The organism is Serratia sp. 25CWL12, from assembly GCF_055790885.1.
Genome location: NZ_CM147698.1, coordinates 3019880 through 3038594 on the forward strand (window position 1 = coordinate 3019880; position 18715 = coordinate 3038594).

Here is an 18715-nt window from a genome sequence, read left to right on the forward strand (position 1 = left end):
CGCTGAATAAAAGGATTTTTATGACCGACAAGAGTAAACCGCAACGCCACCGCAGAATTAATACATCTGCCGAAACCGAGAGCATATCAGAGAAGGCAACAGAGGCCTCACTAACACTTGAGAGCGATGAATCGAGAGGGAATGCACAAATAGAAGTTGAAGGAAGATATATCGATTGGCGCAGAGAGTTCAGTGATGGATTGGAATGGCTGCATAACCGAGCCTGGCCACTGGGCGGGATGGTGCTTTTCCTGTCAGTGATTTGTCTGTTCAACTACGTCACACAAACCCATGTCTCTTTGAGTATTACGTCGACTTCAGTAATTACGGCGTTACCGATAATGATGGCTCTGATCATCTTTATCGGGGTCATCCTTATGGCTACAGTGGCCATGCCAACAGCCGTGCTGTTTGCACCCATCAAGAAAAATGGACCACAGTTGGTTTCATTACTGACGAAGCCAAAAGAACACGGAAAAAATAAAATTGCGCTGCTTCTGATGTTACTGTGGATGATAATTTTATTGGTAATGAATTTTATTACTTTGAGTATTGCGAGTTTTTTTCTCGAAGAGTTTTCGCGCAATACTGTGTGGGCTTCACCACTATTTATTGTCTCATTAATAGTTGTTTGCTTGCTGGTTCTGTGGGGAGCAACTAGGCTGGTTGAGAAGAATATACCTCTGCGTGATATGGCTTTTGAATTCTGGGGGGCAACTTTCTCAACAGCGATATTACAGATTTTTATGGCAACAAATAGCATGCTTCTTGCCGTGCGTATCATTGAAAGATCATCGAAAGCAGAGGATTACTGGAGATTATGGGGATATTCTACCGCGCTTGTCGTAGCGGTTGGTTTTTTCCAGATTGTTAGTGCTCATTTATTTTTACATGCCAAGGAACACAAAAGCCCCGTTAGACAAGGTGCCTTAATTGCAGCATTTATTGTGACAGTGTCGAGCATCGTTCCACCTGTTGGGGGCAATCTGGCATCGTATGCCTTTCAGGTCATGGTATCCGGAGGACGAGGGTGTTCCGTGCTGCGTTGGTCTGCTGGCTCTGGCGAGGATCTTGCTGCCCTGAGAGAGGCAAACAGTCCCTACAGCAAACCATTGCATGTTCTCCAAGATGATAATGGTTTTTACCAGGTACGTTTAAAAGACAGTAAAAGCGACGAAGTGCATTTTGTTCCTCACAACAGTGTGGCAGGCATGCAAAGTTGTCCTCCTGCAACCAAATAGACTAGGGGCTGTTGATCTTTCGTGGTGGATTATTAGGCGGCATGAAGGACTGGTATAATTACTTTCGCCAAAAACTAACCGCGACAGCCCAACATGCCAAGAACGATATTAACAGATGAATACTGGTCAAAGCGAATCCACTTAACGCTGAGAACTCCGCGTCTATGACAAGCCGGAACACAGAAATACTTTAGAAGGGATTTTGTATCGAATACGGGTTGGCTGCCCTTGGCGTGATGTTCCAGACGCTTTTGGACATTGTAGTGCCATCTACCGGCGGTAGCCAAAACGTCTGTGTCCAGTGCCAGCTCTGTAATGTGTCCTGATAAATGCGCATCCGCAGCCGGACGCTGTGCCCCGTAGCGGCAGGTCGACAGGGATAAACCTGTTAACCTGCAGGCACGACGTTGCGACAGACTGGTCGCATCACACATCAACACCACGGCTTGCCGCTTCTGGTCTGTCGTCAGTACTTTCGTCCAAGGGCCACCTGAAGGCCTCCTTATCCAGCATGGCTTCGGCGAGCAGCTTCTTGAGGCGGGCGTTCAATCATTACAATGAAAATCATTCGAATAGTGCATTGTGATATCACTCACCGAGAGAATACCGACGCCAGCGGGCATCGTTAACTTAAGATACAAAAGCTGTCTGGAGATGGCGGGGCAAGATCGTAACCGTCTGGTCTGGATTGATCGAATCCCGATAGACATAAGAGGCAAATCAGCCTCTAATATTCCAACAATGATAACCAAAAATCTAAATCTACACGCAAAAGGAAAGTTTTAATGGAGAAAGTGCATGCACGCGAAAAAATATTGATGTAAAATCGTGCCCATCAGTGACAGTGATAGGAAATGGTCGTGAAAAAATCCAAAGTGGCAGATCTAATCGTTCAACATGTTCCAAAACAACTCATCATGGCCCTTTCCGACGCGATTTACGCGGCGTCAAAGCGTTCTTTCGATTCTGCAAAAATGAAAAACCAAGGTCACAGAGCAACTGCGCTCGGCCTTGAACGTTATCTAAATTTGAATGAAACCATTCATGAAGTGTTCGAAGCGAATGGTTGTAACCCCGGCAAGTTGTGTGGCAACCGTATTGTCGAAGGCCGTAGCGGTATCTTCACCATTGCTCGCGAAAGCTACAATGACAATCAATGGAAGAAGCTTTTTCGCAGCAAACGTAAGCAAACGCTCATCTCTGAGAACGTTTTTGTGGAAAAGGTGGTGCAACCGGATTTATTCTCCGACGGTTCCGATGTGCCAAAAGCTACACTGTTCGTAGTATGTCGTTTTTCCGGTTCGCTACAGACTCAGCCCGAAGCCCCGATGTCTATAGAGATTGTTGTTCCAAGTTCTGACGGGAAGAGCTGGGTTTTCCATGAACCACTTGAACTTTTTTTAACCCGATATGATGTTGTTCCGTCCCAAGAGGATAATGCATTCCCAGGACTCAAAAAGGGCATTATCAAAAAAGATGGAACAGAGGATGATGATGTATGAGCCGAGGCATCGCTGAATTTCAACCGGATAGGCTAGTGCAAGTGCTAGCCGCCCGGCGGCTAACCCAAACTCAATTAGCTACGATGGTGGGCGTATCACCAGCAACCATTAGCAAATGGCGTTCTGGCCAGCAGGCTCCAGAGTCTGAGGCTTTAGAACGTTTAGCGACAGTCGTAAATGTCACTCCTGAATGGTTTACTCGTCCCTTGTTGCCGAGTATGTCAAAGCCCTTATTCAGAAGTAATGCTTCGGCTCATGTAGCGGCACGAGCAATGTTAGAAACTCGTATCCATTGGGCTAATGAGTTAGTTACCAAGCTGACTGAGTTTGTAGATTTGCCGGAGCTAAAATTACCGCTCCGTAGTTTTACAAACATCGATGAAATTGGTGATACAGATATCGAAGATGCAGCTAATGAGTGCCGTGCCCTCTGGAATCTTGGCACAAAAGAAATACCAGACCTTGCATTAGCCGCAGAGAGTAACGGCATTATTGTTGTCAGAGAGGAAACGGGGATAGCTCAGATAGAAGGGCTTTCTGCCTGGAGTGAGACTTTAGGTGTTCCTTTTGTCCTCCTATCCTCGGATAAAGGTAATGCTTTTCGCAGCAGATTTGACCTTGCTCACGAAATTGGACATCTGATCCTTCACCGCTACGTGGGTAATGAACTCGAAGCTGAACGTTATAAGTTGAAGGAAAGTCAAGCTCACAAATTTGCGGGGGCATTACTACTGCCCGCAAAGGCATTTGCTGAAGAAATCAGAACACCGGTCACGTTGGATAGCCTGCTTTTAACTAAGCAGCGATATGGTATTTCGGTCGCGGCAAGCATTATGCGGTTATATGCATTAAATATTATTACCGAGGAGGAGAAACAGAATCTCTACAAACGCCTTTCTGCCCGGTGGGGTGTAAAGTCGGAGCCAGGCGATGATTATCGTGAACCTGAAAAACCACGCTTGTTGAAACGTACGATAGAATTATTAGCTTCCTCAGGTATTATTTCTGTTGAACGACTTGCCGCTTTTGCGGGATTATCTGCTATCGATGTCGAAATGATTGTTGGTTTATCAGAGGGTTATCTGACTGGCAAGAAAGCTGCCGTTGTACATTTGGCAAAATTGAAATCTATGCTGGCCGAGAGACGTGAAGAGCAGGTAAATGAGCCAAAAGGCGTTTTGGTACAGTTTACGAGATCACCTAAGCGTTCTAATTCTTAATATTCAAAGCCATGCATACTGAATGCATGGCTTATTCTTATACGAATAATTAATAGATTAATTCATAACGTAAACGAAGATGGTGAAATACATATGGCTGATATTGAAAACCCAACTGGAATAGTAATTTAAATACAGCATTCCACTATGATAAATGCCGAGAGAATATCTAGAGAATAGTTTTATAAAAATCTAGCTTGGGTAATTAATGGGGGTGTATTTAGAATTAAATTTGATATTTATCACATGCTGTCCGACCCAAAATCAGTATTAGCCCAATACTTGGTTTGGAGTAAAACCCAAAGACATATGCATGGTTCTAATGCAGGGGTTTTCTTTCGGTTATCTGAGTGTCAACAACAACCGAAAAGTGATCCACTACTCCTTGGGTTTATCCATTAAGCCAGCCTGTTTTTTTTCTTTAATACGGTAACTTTCCCCTTTGATTTGTAAGATATGTGAATGATGCAAAACGCGGTCTAACATAGCTGAAGTCAATGCCGTATCATTAGCAAAAATCTGTCCCCACACCCAAAGGGCAAGTTGCTGGTTAAGATAATCGGTAACCGAACGGTGAACTCGCATTGCGTGATTAAAATAATGTAATAAGCTGGCAGATATTAACTGAAGCTGTTTTCGGCGTAAGGTAATAGCTCATTGATCCGACTGTTCGGCCAGGTGGGTAAGCGGGTCAATACATCGCGCAACCAGACGTAAGGGTCGTGGCCGTTGAGTTTGGCAGTTTGCAGCAGGCTCATGATACCGGCCATGCGCTCCCCTGTCAGCAGTAGAGAACCTATACTGTGGACAGGTTGAAATTCCGCCGAAAAAATATATAAAAAACAAACAGCATAAGAACATCACCGACCTTGTAGGTCGGTGACGTCACTCAAATAAAACGTTTAATCTTTTTTCTGGTTAAAAATGATTTGATGCTTCTGCAACTCTGATTCCATATCATTGATACAATAGACAATATAGTAAATGTTAAAAATGAATGTGTAGAAAGGATTCATCTTCAACTCGAATTTAAACTCATTTAGCGCATATGCCTGTAACGCAGTTTTAGCCTTAAATGCCCAGATAATGGTCATGACACCAGAAGCAAGCGATAGCAGGGTAGAAGCGTGATCCAATACATTCGCATTATTACTTATTGCTATACCGATATCTGACAACAACCAGCCAAACCCGGTCACGACAGCCAGCCATAACGGATAATCGATAGCAACGAAGTCATTCTTCATTTCTTCCGTTAGCTTCTTCTGGTTCAGATACAGCCACATCATGGGGTAGATACCACCTGTAGCAATAGTGAGGAGGAAGAAGTTAAGCACCTTCGTATTAATGCTATTTTTGAGTGTGTTTACAGTTTTATCGGTCATAATACTCTCCATTTTTTAAAACAATTATTAATTCCAGGTAAACTTTGAGTTTCCCTTATTGGTTTCAATGACAACTTCCTGAGGTCTACACTTGCCGTAATCACTATCTGTAGATACAGTGAAATAATAGACGTCACTGTAATTTAGATCCCAACTGGTTCTTGGAACTTCTTTATCCTCATGTATTTGTTTAGCTTTACTACCATAACGTATACGGTTGAGCATATTCTTTTCTTGTACCTTTGTTTGATAGGTTATTTGTTTCTCATTAACTGAACAACGACCTCGATTGATCGTGATTTTCTGAATCTTAAGTCCATCTACATTACTTATTAGCTGATATTTCCAGAAGTAATACCTCCCTGGAGTAATGTCACGATACTTCTCGGCTAAAGATAATTTAAATAAATCCTCAGCCCTGATGTTACTATTGTTGGCATTGTTGGCATTGTTGGCATTGTTGGCATTGTTGGCATTGTTGGCATTGTTGGCATTGTTGGCATTGTTGGCATTGTTGGCATTGTTGGCATTGTTGGCATTGTTGGCATTGTTGGCATTGTTGGCATTGTTGGCATTGTTGGCATTGTTGGCATTGTTGGCATTGTTGGCATTGTTGGCATTGTTAGTATCAATGATACCTTTTTCAGGCAAGTCATCCCTGATCTCAATTGTCTTAGGCTTACAGTAACTTTTTGAAACTTGATTTCCTTTGCTGTCAATATGAGAAAAAGCCGCTGTAGTTTTTAAATTTTCATCAGTATTATAATCAACGATGACCTTACCATTGATCTCTTCATCGGTTCCAGTTAGTGTAAAATACGGATATTTCATGCCCGTTTCTGTTAATTCTTGTTTGACCCCACCAGAAGAGACGTCGAGTTTAATAACGCTCTCTCCTCCCTCTTCGGGGTCAGCACCAGGCTTTTCGAATCCGATGTAAACCGTATCGCTACTATGGCTTACCGTCATTTCCGCACCAGAGTCGAGAGTACATTTCAGGTCATACTTTTCATTTGCAAAAGTACCAACGGAGAACAGGCTTACAGTTATTACTGTAATACCCCTCATTATTTTTTTCATATTGCCAACCTTGAATAATAAAAAACCCTTAAATAAAAGGGGCGAGTAAGTGTTAACCGAAGAAAAAATCCCACGCTTTCTTTAGTGTTTCCACAACGACTTTTTTGGCAGCTTTCGCCAAGGTGGCTATAGGCTTAGGGATCGGAGCCATATCAATAATTTCATCGATAACCCGATCTACGGTGTCGCCGAAACCGTTTGTTGCTTCTTCTATTACCTTTTCTGTTTTGTGCTCCTTTTTTACCTGTGCTGTAAAAGGGCTTTTTGCTTGCTTTGGGAGAGCCCTCACCATCTCTTCAACCAGGTGAGTGACGTTATAGCCTTCACTAGCAGCTACGGCGACAATCGGATACTCAGTAAATCCAAAACACTGGGTGATGTAATCTTTCTTCGCAGTAATGTTTGCCATCTGCTGAGGAGATGGACAGCAGTTCTGTTCATCCCATTCCCGGAAGGGCTCGATTTTGTCAACCTGGTTCAAAACAAACAGCGTTTTTCCTTTACCTCCTGCGGGTATAAGAACATCTTTGTAAAAATGCTCATCGGCTGAAAATGCGCGATCATCACCTTTGATAACCCAGAGGACCAGATCGAGTTTTGGCATGAGCTCCCTGTAGAGTTTTTCGTACTCGCTGTCACGTTCAGCACTTTCCCCTACGCCTGGTATGTCAACGAGGTAAATCGAACGCTTCCCGAACTGAATGCGCATTTCCTTTATTTCACGGGTACAGGCACCCACATCACTGACCGGGCATTCCTCCCCCATGAAAATAGCGTTGCATAGGCTGGATTTACCCGATCCTGTTTTACCCATGATGCCAATCCTTGGCTCATAGCCGACAATCTCATTAAGCCTGCTGAAAACGAACCTTCTGAGCCCCTCAGGCAAAATATCCACTGCATCCTTAATTGGGTCGTCACTTGATTTTTTGTGGTGTGTTTTTTTGCCAAATTTGTCACCAAATAAATCACCAAACATGCCATTAAAGTCATCACCTGATGTTGCTTTATCTTTCATCTAATCCCTCTCTTCGCTAACCAGCAAAGCTGGCGTTTCACTGCAGAATGCCCTGAATAGCCTTTAAATCCGCAACGGTTGTTTACTGCTTAAAGCCCTCTTCATACATCACCCGTACTTACTTCAACATGAGGTAACTTACTGACAGTAAAAACAAAATAAGACAGCAGACAACGACCAACCAGATGGCATGGATGTAGTGATCTTTTCAGGAAGACAAGGGGGAGTAAAATTGATAATACCGATCGAAATTGCAAAACTGATCTGTAAAACCTATTGATTAAACCGATCGATATATTAAATATAATAGATATTAACTATCAATAATTAAGTACTGATCGTTACAACAGATCGATTGAAAGAAGACTCAGGGATAGGGATAACATAAGGTGAATGCCAACCGGTTGTATTTACTGGTTTAAACCTGCAATAACTCGGACTTATTGTGCTGAGTGGTGCCAGATATCAATCGAAGGTATGTTCACAGTTTCGACATATAAACCGATCAAACAGGACCCCGTCCATTGCTGAGCCTGTAACAGCACCTGCTGTCGCACCAGCGACAAATCGTCCCAACAATGTACCAATAACGGCACCTGCTGCCGTGCCCACTATAGGGACGACAGAACCTATTGCCGCCCCAGTTCCAGCGCCACTGAGCGCTCCTGCAACGCCTCCGGCTATACCTCCTGTCACTCTGCCAATATGGCGCTCACTAATACGTTCAGACCCACATTCTGGGCATATTGTTGTCATTTCTGTATTACTCCTTTTTCAGTACGTTAAAAAAGCAAAAAGGCACCCGAACGTTGGCGAACGGATGCCTGATATTAAGTAATGGCTTATGTACAGTTAGTGGTTATTTAGCTTATAAATCAATGCGATTGACGTATCTGTACTACACTAAGTATTTACGCCGTATAGGCACTGTTATGCCCTCTTATTAAACACACCCTGTACAACGGTTCCGTTCGCCAGAGAGTCAATATAATCCGCATACCACTGCAACATGTCCCTCCGTTGCTCCAGATACTGCGCATGGTTATACGTGCCACGAATAGTGTTCTTATCCACATGCGCAAGCTGTAACTCGATCCAAGCCGTGTTATACCCCTGTTCATGCAGAATAGTACTCATCGTATGCCGGAAGCCGTGCCCTGTTGCCTTCCCGTGGTAACCAAGCCTTTTCAGTACCTGATTGATACTCGCTTCGCTCATCGGTTTAGTGATGTCGTTACGGCCAGGAAAAACCAAGTTGTAACGGCCAGTCACCGCTTGAATCTCACGAAGTGACGCCACAACTTGGTCGGATAAGGGGACCAAATGCGGACGACGCATCTTCATCCTTTCTACCGGCACTTCCCAAACACGTTTATCAAAATCAAACTCTTTCCATTCCGCCTGGCGTAGTTCGACAGTACGCACCCCCGTCAGCATCAAAATACTCGTTGCCAGCCGAGTTATAGGGCTACCAGAATACGCGGCAAGGGCTTGCAAGAAATTGGGTAGTTCATCGGCTAATAGATGGGGATAATGGATGGATTTAGGCGCGGTCAAAGCACTTGCCAGTTCAGAGGCTGGGTTAGTCTCAGCTCTACCGGTAACAATCGCATAGCGAAATACCTGATTACAGGCTTGGCGAATTTTACGCAGTTTATCGAGCACCCCGCGTTTTTCGAGTTTTCGCAGCGAACTGAGTACCTCAAGCGGCTTGATTTCAGCAATCGGGCGTTTACCGATATCAGGAAAGATATCATTCTCGAACGCTTCCATTAAATCTTCGGCATAGCCTTTTGACCAATTGGGACGCTTGTATTCATGCCACTCTAAAGCAATAGCTTTAAAGGTATTATCTACCATAACCTTACGAGCATGCTTTTCGACCTTTTTCTGCTCGCTGGGATCAATGGCATTAGCCACTTGCCGTTTAGCTTCATCTCTCCGCTGCCTTGCTTCAGACAAAGAAATCTCGGGGTAAATACCCAACGCTAACATTTTTTGCTTACCATCAAAACGATACTGCAAACGCCAATACTTGGAACCATTGGGGTGCACCATCAAATGCATCCCTTCACCATCGGTAAGCTTGTAAGGCTTATCCGTTGGTTTTGCACTTCTTACCTTCACATCGGTAAGCGCCATTTGCTGCCCTCCGTTGCTGGTTGTTGGTATAAGATTTCATTGAACAGGAATGTACCATCACATATACCAACAGATAGTACTTGATGTAGGTTGATACGGGTAGAATCAGGTAGAGTTTAAATACGCAGGAATCAGCTAATTCACTGAATTTTAGGCATAAAAAAAGACGTCTATTGACGTCTGTTTACTTCAAAATGGTACGCCCTACAGGATTCGAACCTGTGACCTACGGCTTAGAAGGCCGTTGCTCTATCCAACTGAGCTAAGGGCGCATTGAGAAATGGATGCGGCAACCGAGGTTGCGGGTTGGGATTATACGGTCAGTGGTTATTGAGTCAATGCCTTTTCATAACCTGACGGCAATAGGCGTGTTTTATGGTGATTTTTCGTGCATAACATTCTGATATAACCGATGTTCACTCAAGTTGCCGCCCTCCATCTTTGATTGTATAGAAAGGAAAATACCAGGGTTCTCTGGTTGGTTTTCGCACTAACGCCGATTCAAAGCCTGACAGCGCGCCTCTCTTCTGACAAAATAGGCCTATTCCCCCCGCTTTTGTTAAATGATGGATTTCCTCACTGATGTCAGCAAAGATTATTGATGGTAAAACGATTGCGCAGCAGGTTAGAAATGAAGTGGCTGCACAAGTTAAACAGCGCCTTGCCGCCGGCAAACGGGCTCCAGGCCTGGCGGTGGTGTTGGTGGGCGAGAACCCGGCTTCACAGATTTATGTCGCCAGCAAACGCAAAGCCTGTGAGGAAGTGGGCTTTATCTCGCGCTCATACGATCTCCCCGCGTCTACTACCGAGCCAGAGCTGTTGGCGCTGATCGATAAATTGAATGCTGATACTGAGATCGATGGCATTCTGGTGCAACTGCCGTTACCGGCAGGGATTGATAATGTAAAGGTGTTAGAGCGCATCCTGCCGGATAAAGATGTTGACGGTTTCCACCCTTACAATGTTGGCCGGTTGTGTCAACGCGCCCCCAAACTGCGCCCTTGTACCCCACGGGGTATCGTCACCTTGCTGGAACGCTACAATATCGATACCTATGGCCTGAATGCCGTGGTGGTAGGAGCGTCCAACATTGTCGGCCGCCCAATGAGTATGGAGCTGCTGCTGGCCGCCTGTACCACCACCGTGACCCATCGTTTCACCAAGAATCTGCGCCACCATGTGGAACATGCGGATCTGCTGATTGTCGCCGTCGGTAAACCCGGGTTTATTCCTGGCGAGTGGATCAAACCGGGTGCAATTGTGATCGATGTCGGTATCAACCGCCTGGAAAGTGGTAAAGTCGTCGGGGATGTAGATTTTGAAGCCGCCAGCCAACGGGCAGCCTATATTACGCCGGTGCCGGGTGGTGTCGGCCCAATGACGGTAGCAACACTGATCCAAAATACCTTGCAAGCCTGCGAGGAATATCACGACATTCAACCTAACTAAGTTAAGGCAGTATGGACATTTTTAATCTGGAAAATCACCCTCACGTCGAACTGTGTGATCTATTGAAGTTACAGGGCTGGTGTGACAGCGGCGGTGGTGCTAAAGAAGTGATCGCTGAAGGGTTGGTAAAAGTTAACGACCAGGTGGAAACACGTAAACGCTGCAAAATCGTTGATGGCCAAAAGGTCAGCTACCGCGGCATGAACGTGATGGTTAAAGCCTGATATTACCTGCCCGCTAAATCATGCCGGGCTAATCTGTAGCCCGGCATGGTTTTAATCAAAAACTCAATGTTCCAGCGCGACGAAACAGACATGGTCAATACTGCGCAACATGCTATACAGATCATGCAGAGTCGTTGGTTTTCTTATCGTCAGTTTAAGGTTCACTTCGATCTTGTTTTTCTTCAGATCACGGATGGTCATCGCATCAATCAAGTTTCTCTGCTGGTTAAGCCTGCTCATCAACAAAGGTAACCCCTCCGTCTCATCCAGAATCAGACGCGCTGTAACCTTGCCCAGATACTGGTATCTGGATTGCAGCAAAACAACGTATGGGCTGAGCTTGATCGCCAATAAAAACAGCGCCGTCGCCAATAATGCGTGCAGATAGAAACTGGCTCCGCAGGCAATACCCACCCCAGCCGATGCCCAAATTATTGCCGCAGTCGTCAGGCCTGAAATGGCATCGTCACGGCGGTGTAAAATGACCCCTGCGCCTAAAAAACCGACTCCACTGATAATCTGTGCAGCCAGTCGCATCGGATCGCTGCGAATATTGGCCGAAATTTCAGCGTAATACTCAGCAGACTGAATAGACACTATCGTCAGCACACAACTGGCAATGGCGATGATGACACAGGTTTTAAACCCAACCGGCTTACCTTTAAACTCACGTTCCAAGCCAATCACGCCGCCGAGAACGAATGCCATAACGATTTTGGTGACCGTTGCCAGATGGAGTGGTGCAAACTCGCCAATCAGTGATAACAAGCTCCCCATGTTGTTTCCTTTTTCTGCAACCCGACATGCACGGCTATGATCTGGCTGTTGCAACTTCTGTCGATGTTTTCTTTTTAGAAAGGTCGTCTTTAAAGAAAACAAGGAAGAACAGTGAAACAACGGCAGCAATAATCGCCGAGAATAACCAGAAGCTTTCCCATTGTGGTAATGCCTGCGGCCCTTTTTCAGTTACGGTATGGTTGAAAATTTGCCCACAAATGGTTGAGGCGAACAAGAGCCCAAAACCATTGGAAACCATAAAACGCAGGCTCTGTGCCTGAGCTCTGATCTCTGGACGTGCTTTACGGTCCACATAGATATCCCCCACCGTAAAGAAGAAATCCCAGCAGAACCCCTGTAACATCAGGCCAATCAACACAAACATGACATTGCTATCCACCGCCGCATGGGAAAACAGCATCGAACGAATAATCCAACTCACTACCCCTATCATCAAGGTGACTTTGAAACCCACTTTCAGTAAAAAGAATGACAACAGGAACATAAAGAGCACTTCAAAAGCGGTTCCTACCTGCATCATTGTCGCTGCATTATCAAAACTCAGCGCCTTAAGGAACACGGGAATATAGGCGGAATAGGCTGTTTTGGGGATCATCAGCACAAAGATGCTCAGCATCAAAATAGTGAAATTGCGATCCTTAAATAGCGCCAAGGCATCCAGGCACAACAAATCACGCCAGGTAAATGCACTGCCTTTGGCCTTCGGCGGGGTATTAGGCAGAGTAAAGCAATATAAACCTAATGCCACGCCAGCTGCCGAAGCGATATACCAGGTCATCGTGTTACCCGAGTAGCCCATCTGCCCAATAATGAAACCAATGGCCATAAAACCAAAGGTGCCAAATACACGGATCACAGGGAAAGATTTTACGCCATTGATATGACTGAAGCTGATACTGTTTGCCAGCGCAGTCGTCGGGTAAAACAACAACCCGACCAGAAAAATCATCACCAGCGTCATAGTCGAGTTATGGGCTTCGATAAACTGCGGTACACAAAGCAGTACCCCGGCATTAATCAGATGCAGGACACCCATCACTTTCTGCGAAGCAAAAAAACGATCAGCCACCATCCCGATAAACAGTGGCGAAAGAATGGTCGCTAGCCCCAGTAGCGCATAAGAAGTACCGATGATGGTCGCCATGCCGTAAGTACTCAGCACCAGCCCCAACGTCATATTCCAAGCTCCCTGCATGAAATACTGCACAAACATCATAATCAACAGGCGAGGCGTTTTATTTAATTCCATGGGACACCTCCCCTATTTAAGGTTAATGGTCAAACCGTCATAAGCAACGGTGATATTTTTAGCAGCACAGGCGGCTACCAGCTCATCGTGCAGTAACTTGCCACTGTGGGAAATATGGGACACCACAATCTGGCTTTCAGCATGCAGGCACGCCATAGTTCGTAACTTTTCTTGTGCTGCAAAAACCGTCTCCAGGCTCATATGATTATCGGTACGGTCATCGCCATTAAAACCATAAGTACATTCCAGCACCGCCAGATCCAACACTTTCCCCTGCAGCCACTGCCAGGTCAGTTCTGGGAACCAGCCAGAATCATGACCATAGAAAATCGTTTTCCCGCCCTTTTCGATCACATATACATAGCAAAACTCCCACTTGGCGTGGTTCGCCAACAGCGGTGTGATCCGATAGCCATGACTTTCCACAGTGACAAACGGTACCAGGCAATGAAAACCAAAACGTTGTTTGCTATAACCGGGCAGCACTGAGGCACAACCATTGATGGCCCGATCATTACCAAAAATCTCCAGCGGATGGTCAATATTAAAGCCGTACCCTTCCATTCGGCTAAACAACTCACCGACATTGAAATGGTCTGGATGAGTATGGGTAAACAACAGATCGGTTAGCCCGTTGGCATCCAGCCCATCACGCAGCAATTGCTGACTAAACTCTGGCGCCATATCAATCAACATCCCCTCATCAATCATCACCGAAGAGTGGGTACGTATATCTTTCCCTTTTAGAATACGAGCTTGCTGGCAATGCTCGCAGCGGCAAAATGGATTAGGGATACCTTCAGATGCTGCCGAACCCAAAAAGTGTATTTTCATTTTTTATCCTTTTATTCAGTGAGTTAATTACTCTCATTCCCATTATTTCAAGATGCAGCCAGACAGTGGCTTGCTACATCCCTGGCCAACACACAAAGCACTTTGGAACGTGTCAATAATAAACATCAGGGTAAAAATTAAACAATAGCGTTGACGCATTTTGGTGACAGCACTCAAAATATTTAAATAAATAGCTTAATATCATATTGTTAAATAAATATTACAACTTATGGAGATTGTAGTGACAGCCCATATACCGCCTGTAAAAAGAACAAGTAGTGACCGTATTTTTATGGAACGATCCAAAATTAGGCATTCGATTTGAAGAACTTACGTGGTGGGGATAAAAAAATCGCGATAGCCCTGTGACCTTGCTAGTATTAGCATCAACACAGATTGGTAGGCGTGATAATAAAAATGGCGACAATCAAGGACATAGCAAAGCTGGCAGGGGTTTCCCACGGCACAGCCTCCAACGTATTGAACAACCGTGGCAACGTGAGTGTTGAAAAAATTGAAGCCGTGAAGCAAGCCGCCCAACAGATGGGTTATCAGATCAATGCTCAGGCGCAATCACTACGCACCAGTAAAAACAGCGGTATTGCCTTGATCTTGCCTAACATCAACAGCGAACAATATCACCAGCTGTTTCGCGGTCTTCAACAATCGTTAACTTTGTCCGTTGTTGGTACGCTTGACTTGTATATCAGCAACGACCTGCCGACTAAAGAAATTGAGATCCTGCAAACACTGGCGGCCAAATCCTACCAAAGCATCGTCACTGTTTCTTGCCTTAACGACAGTGAAATCTATTATCAGACGCTGCGTTTACCCGCCGAGCAGATTCTGTTTGTTTATCGACATCCCCTGCAAGCCAAGACCCGATTCAGCCTCGATTTTTGCCAAGCAGCAACCGCCATTGCCACCACCATTGCCCAGCAACATCCTCAACAAGTCGGTATATTTTGCGAGCCTCTTACTTATACCCATAGCCACCAGTTTGTCGATTCACTGAAAATCACACTGGCGCGGTTAAGTCCTTCGACCGAGTTGATCACCATCCCGTCACCAGCCAGTGAATGCCACACCGCTGCATTTGCCTTTTTTAATGGTCAACCACCGTCAATACTGGTGGCACAAGACAGCGAAAAAAGCCGTTGTCTGACTCAAGCTGCCTACTTGGGTAGTACGGGCCCCTGCCCCCCCATCTGGCAATTGAGCGACTGTGAACCGGCAGTGATAGTGAATCAATATAACTATCAGATGGATTACGCACGCTTGGGGCAAGAAATCGCGCGCTATCTTGAAAATTCGGCCCCGCAATCAACTGAGCAAGTACTGACCAACCGCGGATTCGCCCTTGATGTTCAGCCAAAACCACGGACGACGGCTGCAGGGGAAACGCTGAATATGCTCATTCTGCCAAGCCCCTCAACTGATGCGTTAAAAAAGCTACTGCCACATTTCTATCGCCAAAGTGGTATCAAGGTAAACCTGGCTATTTATCCCTATGACGAAGTGTTTACTATTCTTTCTAATCTGCATCTGCACCCCTATTACGACCTGCTGCGTATCGACATGGCCTGCTTCCCTTGGTTTGCTCAACAAGCACTCACACCGCTGGCAGACATTTCGCCTGAGTTGCCTAGCTTACTGGAAAACTTTCCAGCGGAGGTTAACCACCACTTCAGCCTAATCGGCGAAGAGGCCTACGCGTTACCCTTTGATGCCAGCACACAACTGTTGTTCTACCGCCGCGACCTGTTTGAAGACGCCACCATCAAGCGCATGTTCTATGAGAAAACCGCTAAAGAACTGAAAGTTCCCACCACCTTTGCAGAATTTGATGCTATTGCTGCCTTTTTCAGTGCCATTCATCAACCGGGGGATCCACAACGACCGATGGGGTCATCAACCACATTAGGGAGTTCAGGCTTGATCGCCACCGAATACCTGTTGCGTTATTACGCGCTAGGTGGGCGGTTAGTACAGCAAAATAGTCCGATTCAACTCGAACCCAAGCTCGCCATTAGCGCTTTGCAGCAATATCTGCAACAGCTTACCGTTACTTGCAATCTGCACAGTGAATGGTGGAACAGCTCAGTGGCGCAATTTGAGCAAGGGCAGCTGGCGATGCTGATCATGTATATGAATTTGTTTAATGACGTGGCACATAGCCCACTATCTCCAGCCATTGGCTATGCGCCAGTACCCGGTGATAAACCACAGATGGGGGGCGGAACCTTAGGGATGTCGCGTTTTAGCAAAAAGAAGGAACCAGCAGCGCAATTTTTTCACTGGCTATATTCAGCGGAAATCACCGAACATCTGGTACTGCTTGGTGGTAATAGCGCCCACCGCTGTATCTATCAGAACCAGCGCATTTTGCATCACTACCCATGGTTTAACTTATTACGTGATAGCTCAGGTACTGGCATCCGTGAATCTCGCGGATTGCAAGGACAACGCTTCAATCTACGCCATGCGGAGATCATTATTGGGCAAGGGATCACTAACGTACTGAACCAAATGATGAGCCCAGAACAGGCCATTGATTATATCAATCAGCGTCTGCATAACGAGGCGCATGTCTGAGCATTGAACGGCAAGCTGTAGGGCAATACCCAACCGATAAAGAAGTCAGGTACTGAACATAGTCCGCCTACAACTTGAATAGTAATGGTATAGAACGCGCTAAAACGCGGCCCGATAGAGTGCTGCAATCTCTTCCAAGGTGGCGGTGCGCGGGTTACCACCGGTACAGACATCATCAAATGCCGCCTGCGCCAGTTGTGCAATATCTTCTTTTCGTACACCTATCTGTTCAAGCGAAGCGGGGATGCCCACATCCTGGTTGAGTGCTTCAACCGCGTTCACCGCTAACTCACGCGCCTGATCCAAGGTCGCTTGTGAAACATCCACCCCCATTGCCTGGGCGATTTGGCGGTATTTCTCCCCGGTAAATTGCGCGTTATAGCGCATGATATGAGGCAGTAAAATCGCGTTAGCCACGCCGTGTGGCGTGTTATAAAACGCCCCCAGTGGGTGTGCCATACCGTGGACCAACCCTAAGCCCACATTAGAGAACCCCATCCCGGCAATGTATTGCCCTAACGCCATATCTTCTACGGCATCTGAATTGCCAGCCACTGAATCCCGTAATGAACGGGCGATAATTTCAATCGCCTTAAGGTGCAAAGTATCGGTTAATTCCCATGCGCCACGGGTAATGTACCCTTCAATGGCGTGGGTCAGCGCATCCACACCGGTCGCCGCTTTCAGCGCGGCAGGCATGCTGTCCATCATATCGGCATCAATAAAAGCCACTAACGGGATATCATGAGGGTCAACGCAAACAAATTTACGGCGTTTCTCTTCATCGGTGATGACGTAATTAATCGTCACCTCTGCCGCCGTACCGGCAGTGGTAGGAATCGCTAAAATAGGCACGCTGGGGCGTTGAGTGGGCGCGACACCTTCCAGGCTGCGGACATCGGCAAACTCTGGGTTGGCAGTAATAATGCCAATCGCTTTACATGTGTCCTGTGGTGAGCCGCCGCCGATGGCGATCAAGTAATCCGCCCCACTCTCCTTAAATACTGCTAACCCTTGCTGTACTACGCGGATGGTCGGATTGGGCATAACTGCATCAAATATCTGATAATCAAGGCCAGCTTTATCCAGTTTCGAGGTCAATTTTGCAACCACACCACAGGCCACCAAGGTGGTATCGGTGACAATCAACGCTTTACGGTATCCCCGGCGTTTAACCTCGGGTGCCAGTTGGTTGACCGCGCCACGCCCAAACCATGCGGTTTCATTCAAGATCATTCGATTTGCCATAATGAAAAGCTCCGTAGTAAGAAAAACAGTGTCCCGCCGTTTTCGTTTTACTCTTCAACCCGCAGGCCATAGCTCTTAAATTTCTCCAATACAATGGCGATTTCTTCATCAGATAACACCGGTACGGGATCAACAATCGGTAAGATTGACAGATAAAGTTCCGCCAATACTTCAACCTCATGAGCCAGCCACAGCGCTTTTTGCAGATTGGCTTCACACGCGATCATCCCGTGGTGTTGTAATAGCGTGGCTTTACGGTTTTTCAGCGCAACGGCAACTTGCTCAGAAAGCGGTTTTGAGCCGAAGGTGGCATAAGGAGCGCATGGGATAGAGTTCCCCCGGCGGCGGCAATCATATAGTGAATAGCCGGGATGGGCCGGTTAAGAATCGAGACCGCGGTGCAATTTATAGCGTGGTTATGCACCACTGCATTGGCATCTGGCCGTGTTTGATAAACCGCCTGATGAAAACGCCATTCACTGGAAGGGACCTTGTCTGCTTCATGTTTGCCGTTGCCATCAATATAGACGATGTGCACAGGCGTCAGATCCTCATAGGGAATACCGCTGGGGGTAATCAGCATACCGTCTTGGTAACGCACACTCACATTACCCGCCGTGCCTTGGTTAAGCCCCAAGCGAGTCATCTCTAAGCAGGTGTGAATAATGTCGTGAGCGAGTTTATCTCTTGCCATTTTTTGCCTCGTTGCTCAAATTAAAAATCAAGTGAA

General features: G+C 46.1%; 15 protein-coding genes, 1 tRNA gene and 5 pseudogenes. 7 read left to right on the forward strand and 14 right to left on the reverse strand.

From position 1 onward, the window contains the following. The first annotated feature begins 20 nt into the window (after positions 1-20). Positions 21-1241, forward strand: a complete 1221-nt coding sequence (locus ACX9GV_RS13055; RefSeq protein WP_473195821.1) for a hypothetical protein — start codon at positions 21-23, stop codon at positions 1239-1241. Between the two features lie 93 nt (positions 1242-1334). Then, positions 1335-1521, forward strand: a pseudogene (locus ACX9GV_RS13060) (transposase); the annotation flags it as partial. On the opposite strand, the pseudogene ACX9GV_RS13065 reads toward ACX9GV_RS13060, so the two are convergent. After that, positions 1515-1787: pseudogene (locus tag ACX9GV_RS13065) on the reverse strand (IS3 family transposase); the annotation flags it as partial. The pseudogenes ACX9GV_RS13060 and ACX9GV_RS13065 overlap by 7 nt on opposite strands. A gap of 308 nt (positions 1788-2095) precedes the next feature. Between ACX9GV_RS13065 and ACX9GV_RS13070 the strand changes: the two are divergent. Next, on the forward strand, positions 2096-2743 hold the full coding sequence (locus ACX9GV_RS13070; protein ID WP_473195822.1) for a hypothetical protein: 648 nt from the start codon (positions 2096-2098) through the stop codon (positions 2741-2743). Next, positions 2740-3963, forward strand: coding sequence for a helix-turn-helix domain-containing protein (locus tag ACX9GV_RS13075; RefSeq protein ID WP_473195823.1), 1224 nt, complete (start codon positions 2740-2742; stop codon positions 3961-3963). Before ACX9GV_RS13070 ends, ACX9GV_RS13075 begins: the two co-directional genes overlap by 4 nt. A 378-nt stretch (positions 3964-4341) precedes the next feature. Here ACX9GV_RS13075 and ACX9GV_RS13080 read toward each other — a convergent pair. From ACX9GV_RS13080 to ACX9GV_RS13115, 8 genes and pseudogenes are all read right to left on the reverse strand, one after another. Continuing rightward, a pseudogene (locus ACX9GV_RS13080) lies at positions 4342-4523 on the reverse strand (ATP-binding protein); the annotation flags it as partial. 60 nt (positions 4524-4583) lie between these two features. Further along, positions 4584-4751 (reverse strand): annotated as a pseudogene (locus ACX9GV_RS13085) (transposase domain-containing protein); the annotation flags it as partial. A 114-nt stretch (positions 4752-4865) separates the two neighbouring features. Next, positions 4866-5348, reverse strand: a complete 483-nt coding sequence (locus ACX9GV_RS13090) for a DUF4234 domain-containing protein (protein ID WP_473195824.1) — start codon at positions 5346-5348, stop codon at positions 4866-4868. 27 nt (positions 5349-5375) lie between these two features. Next, entirely contained in the window at positions 5376-6428 is a 1053-nt protein-coding gene (locus ACX9GV_RS13095; protein WP_473195825.1) for a hypothetical protein, read from the reverse strand. 52 nt (positions 6429-6480) lie between these two features. After that, entirely contained in the window at positions 6481-7446 is a 966-nt protein-coding gene (locus tag ACX9GV_RS13100) for a GTPase family protein (protein WP_473195826.1), read from the reverse strand. 465 nt (positions 7447-7911) lie between these two features. Beyond that, positions 7912-8202, reverse strand: a complete 291-nt coding sequence (locus ACX9GV_RS13105) for a hypothetical protein (RefSeq protein WP_473195827.1) — start codon at positions 8200-8202, stop codon at positions 7912-7914. 174 nt (positions 8203-8376) lie between these two features. Continuing rightward, positions 8377-9588, reverse strand: coding sequence for a tyrosine-type recombinase/integrase (locus tag ACX9GV_RS13110; protein ID WP_473195828.1), 1212 nt, complete (start codon positions 9586-9588; stop codon positions 8377-8379). Positions 9589-9783: 195 nt separating this feature from the next. After that, a tRNA-Arg gene (locus tag ACX9GV_RS13115) sits at positions 9784-9860 on the reverse strand. A gap of 310 nt (positions 9861-10170) precedes the next feature. Here ACX9GV_RS13115 and folD point away from each other — a divergent pair. Beyond that, positions 10171-11037: a bifunctional methylenetetrahydrofolate dehydrogenase/methenyltetrahydrofolate cyclohydrolase FolD gene (gene folD, locus ACX9GV_RS13120; protein WP_473195829.1), complete on the forward strand. Its 867-nt coding sequence runs from the start codon at positions 10171-10173 to the stop codon at positions 11035-11037. An 11-nt stretch (positions 11038-11048) separates the two neighbouring features. Then, a complete protein-coding gene (gene ybcJ / locus ACX9GV_RS13125) occupies positions 11049-11261 on the forward strand; it encodes a ribosome-associated protein YbcJ (RefSeq protein WP_023489231.1) in 213 nt (70 codons plus the stop codon). Positions 11262-11324: 63 nt separating this feature from the next. On the opposite strand, the gene ACX9GV_RS13130 is transcribed toward ybcJ, so the two are convergent. From ACX9GV_RS13130 to ACX9GV_RS13140, 3 genes are read right to left on the reverse strand one after another with little or no spacing between them, the layout of a single operon-like run. Further along, on the reverse strand, positions 11325-12038 hold the full coding sequence (locus tag ACX9GV_RS13130) for an MgtC/SapB family protein (protein ID WP_473195830.1): 714 nt from the start codon (positions 12036-12038) through the stop codon (positions 11325-11327). A gap of 34 nt (positions 12039-12072) precedes the next feature. Beyond that, entirely contained in the window at positions 12073-13308 is a 1236-nt protein-coding gene (locus ACX9GV_RS13135) for an MFS transporter (protein WP_473195831.1), read from the reverse strand. Between the two features lie 12 nt (positions 13309-13320). Further along, a complete protein-coding gene (locus ACX9GV_RS13140) occupies positions 13321-14142 on the reverse strand; it encodes an MBL fold metallo-hydrolase (RefSeq protein WP_473195832.1) in 822 nt (273 codons plus the stop codon). Positions 14143-14559: 417 nt separating this feature from the next. On the opposite strand from ACX9GV_RS13140, the gene ACX9GV_RS13145 reads away from it, so the two are divergent. Beyond that, positions 14560-16737, forward strand: coding sequence for an extracellular solute-binding protein (locus ACX9GV_RS13145; RefSeq protein WP_473195833.1), 2178 nt, complete (start codon positions 14560-14562; stop codon positions 16735-16737). 99 nt (positions 16738-16836) lie between these two features. Here the strand turns inward: ACX9GV_RS13145 and fucO are convergent, their stop codons facing one another. Both fucO and ACX9GV_RS13155 read right to left on the reverse strand, forming a co-directional pair. Beyond that, complete coding sequence (fucO, locus tag ACX9GV_RS13150) at positions 16837-17985, reverse strand: lactaldehyde reductase (RefSeq protein WP_473195834.1); 1149 nt, start codon at positions 17983-17985, stop codon at positions 16837-16839. Positions 17986-18032: 47 nt separating this feature from the next. Continuing rightward, positions 18033-18679, reverse strand: a pseudogene (locus ACX9GV_RS13155) (L-fuculose-phosphate aldolase). Positions 18680-18715 lie beyond the last annotated feature (36 nt).

What these genes read in the sequence shown, in the direction of transcription:
- fucO (WP_473195834.1), bottom strand. Translation starts at nt 17,985, where the DNA reads ATGGCAAATCGAATGATCTTGAATGAAACCGCATGGTTTGGGCGTGGC.
- ACX9GV_RS13090 (WP_473195824.1), bottom strand. Translation starts at nt 5,348, where the DNA reads ATGACCGATAAAACTGTAAACACACTCAAAAATAGCATTAATACGAAG.
- ACX9GV_RS13100 (WP_473195826.1), bottom strand. Translation starts at nt 7,446, where the DNA reads ATGAAAGATAAAGCAACATCAGGTGATGACTTTAATGGCATGTTTGGT.
- ACX9GV_RS13075 (WP_473195823.1), top strand. Translation starts at nt 2,740, where the DNA reads ATGAGCCGAGGCATCGCTGAATTTCAACCGGATAGGCTAGTGCAAGTG.
- ACX9GV_RS13095 (WP_473195825.1), bottom strand. Translation starts at nt 6,428, where the DNA reads ATGAAAAAAATAATGAGGGGTATTACAGTAATAACTGTAAGCCTGTTC.
- ACX9GV_RS13140 (WP_473195832.1), bottom strand. Translation starts at nt 14,142, where the DNA reads ATGAAAATACACTTTTTGGGTTCGGCAGCATCTGAAGGTATCCCTAAT.
- ACX9GV_RS13070 (WP_473195822.1), top strand. Translation starts at nt 2,096, where the DNA reads ATGGTCGTGAAAAAATCCAAAGTGGCAGATCTAATCGTTCAACATGTT.
- ACX9GV_RS13105 (WP_473195827.1), bottom strand. Translation starts at nt 8,202, where the DNA reads ATGACAACAATATGCCCAGAATGTGGGTCTGAACGTATTAGTGAGCGC.
- ACX9GV_RS13110 (WP_473195828.1), bottom strand. Translation starts at nt 9,588, where the DNA reads ATGGCGCTTACCGATGTGAAGGTAAGAAGTGCAAAACCAACGGATAAG.
- ybcJ (WP_023489231.1), top strand. Translation starts at nt 11,049, where the DNA reads ATGGACATTTTTAATCTGGAAAATCACCCTCACGTCGAACTGTGTGAT.
- ACX9GV_RS13130 (WP_473195830.1), bottom strand. Translation starts at nt 12,038, where the DNA reads ATGGGGAGCTTGTTATCACTGATTGGCGAGTTTGCACCACTCCATCTG.
- folD (WP_473195829.1), top strand. Translation starts at nt 10,171, where the DNA reads ATGTCAGCAAAGATTATTGATGGTAAAACGATTGCGCAGCAGGTTAGA.
- ACX9GV_RS13135 (WP_473195831.1), bottom strand. Translation starts at nt 13,308, where the DNA reads ATGGAATTAAATAAAACGCCTCGCCTGTTGATTATGATGTTTGTGCAG.
- ACX9GV_RS13145 (WP_473195833.1), top strand. Translation starts at nt 14,560, where the DNA reads ATGGCGACAATCAAGGACATAGCAAAGCTGGCAGGGGTTTCCCACGGC.
- ACX9GV_RS13055 (WP_473195821.1), top strand. Translation starts at nt 21, where the DNA reads ATGACCGACAAGAGTAAACCGCAACGCCACCGCAGAATTAATACATCT.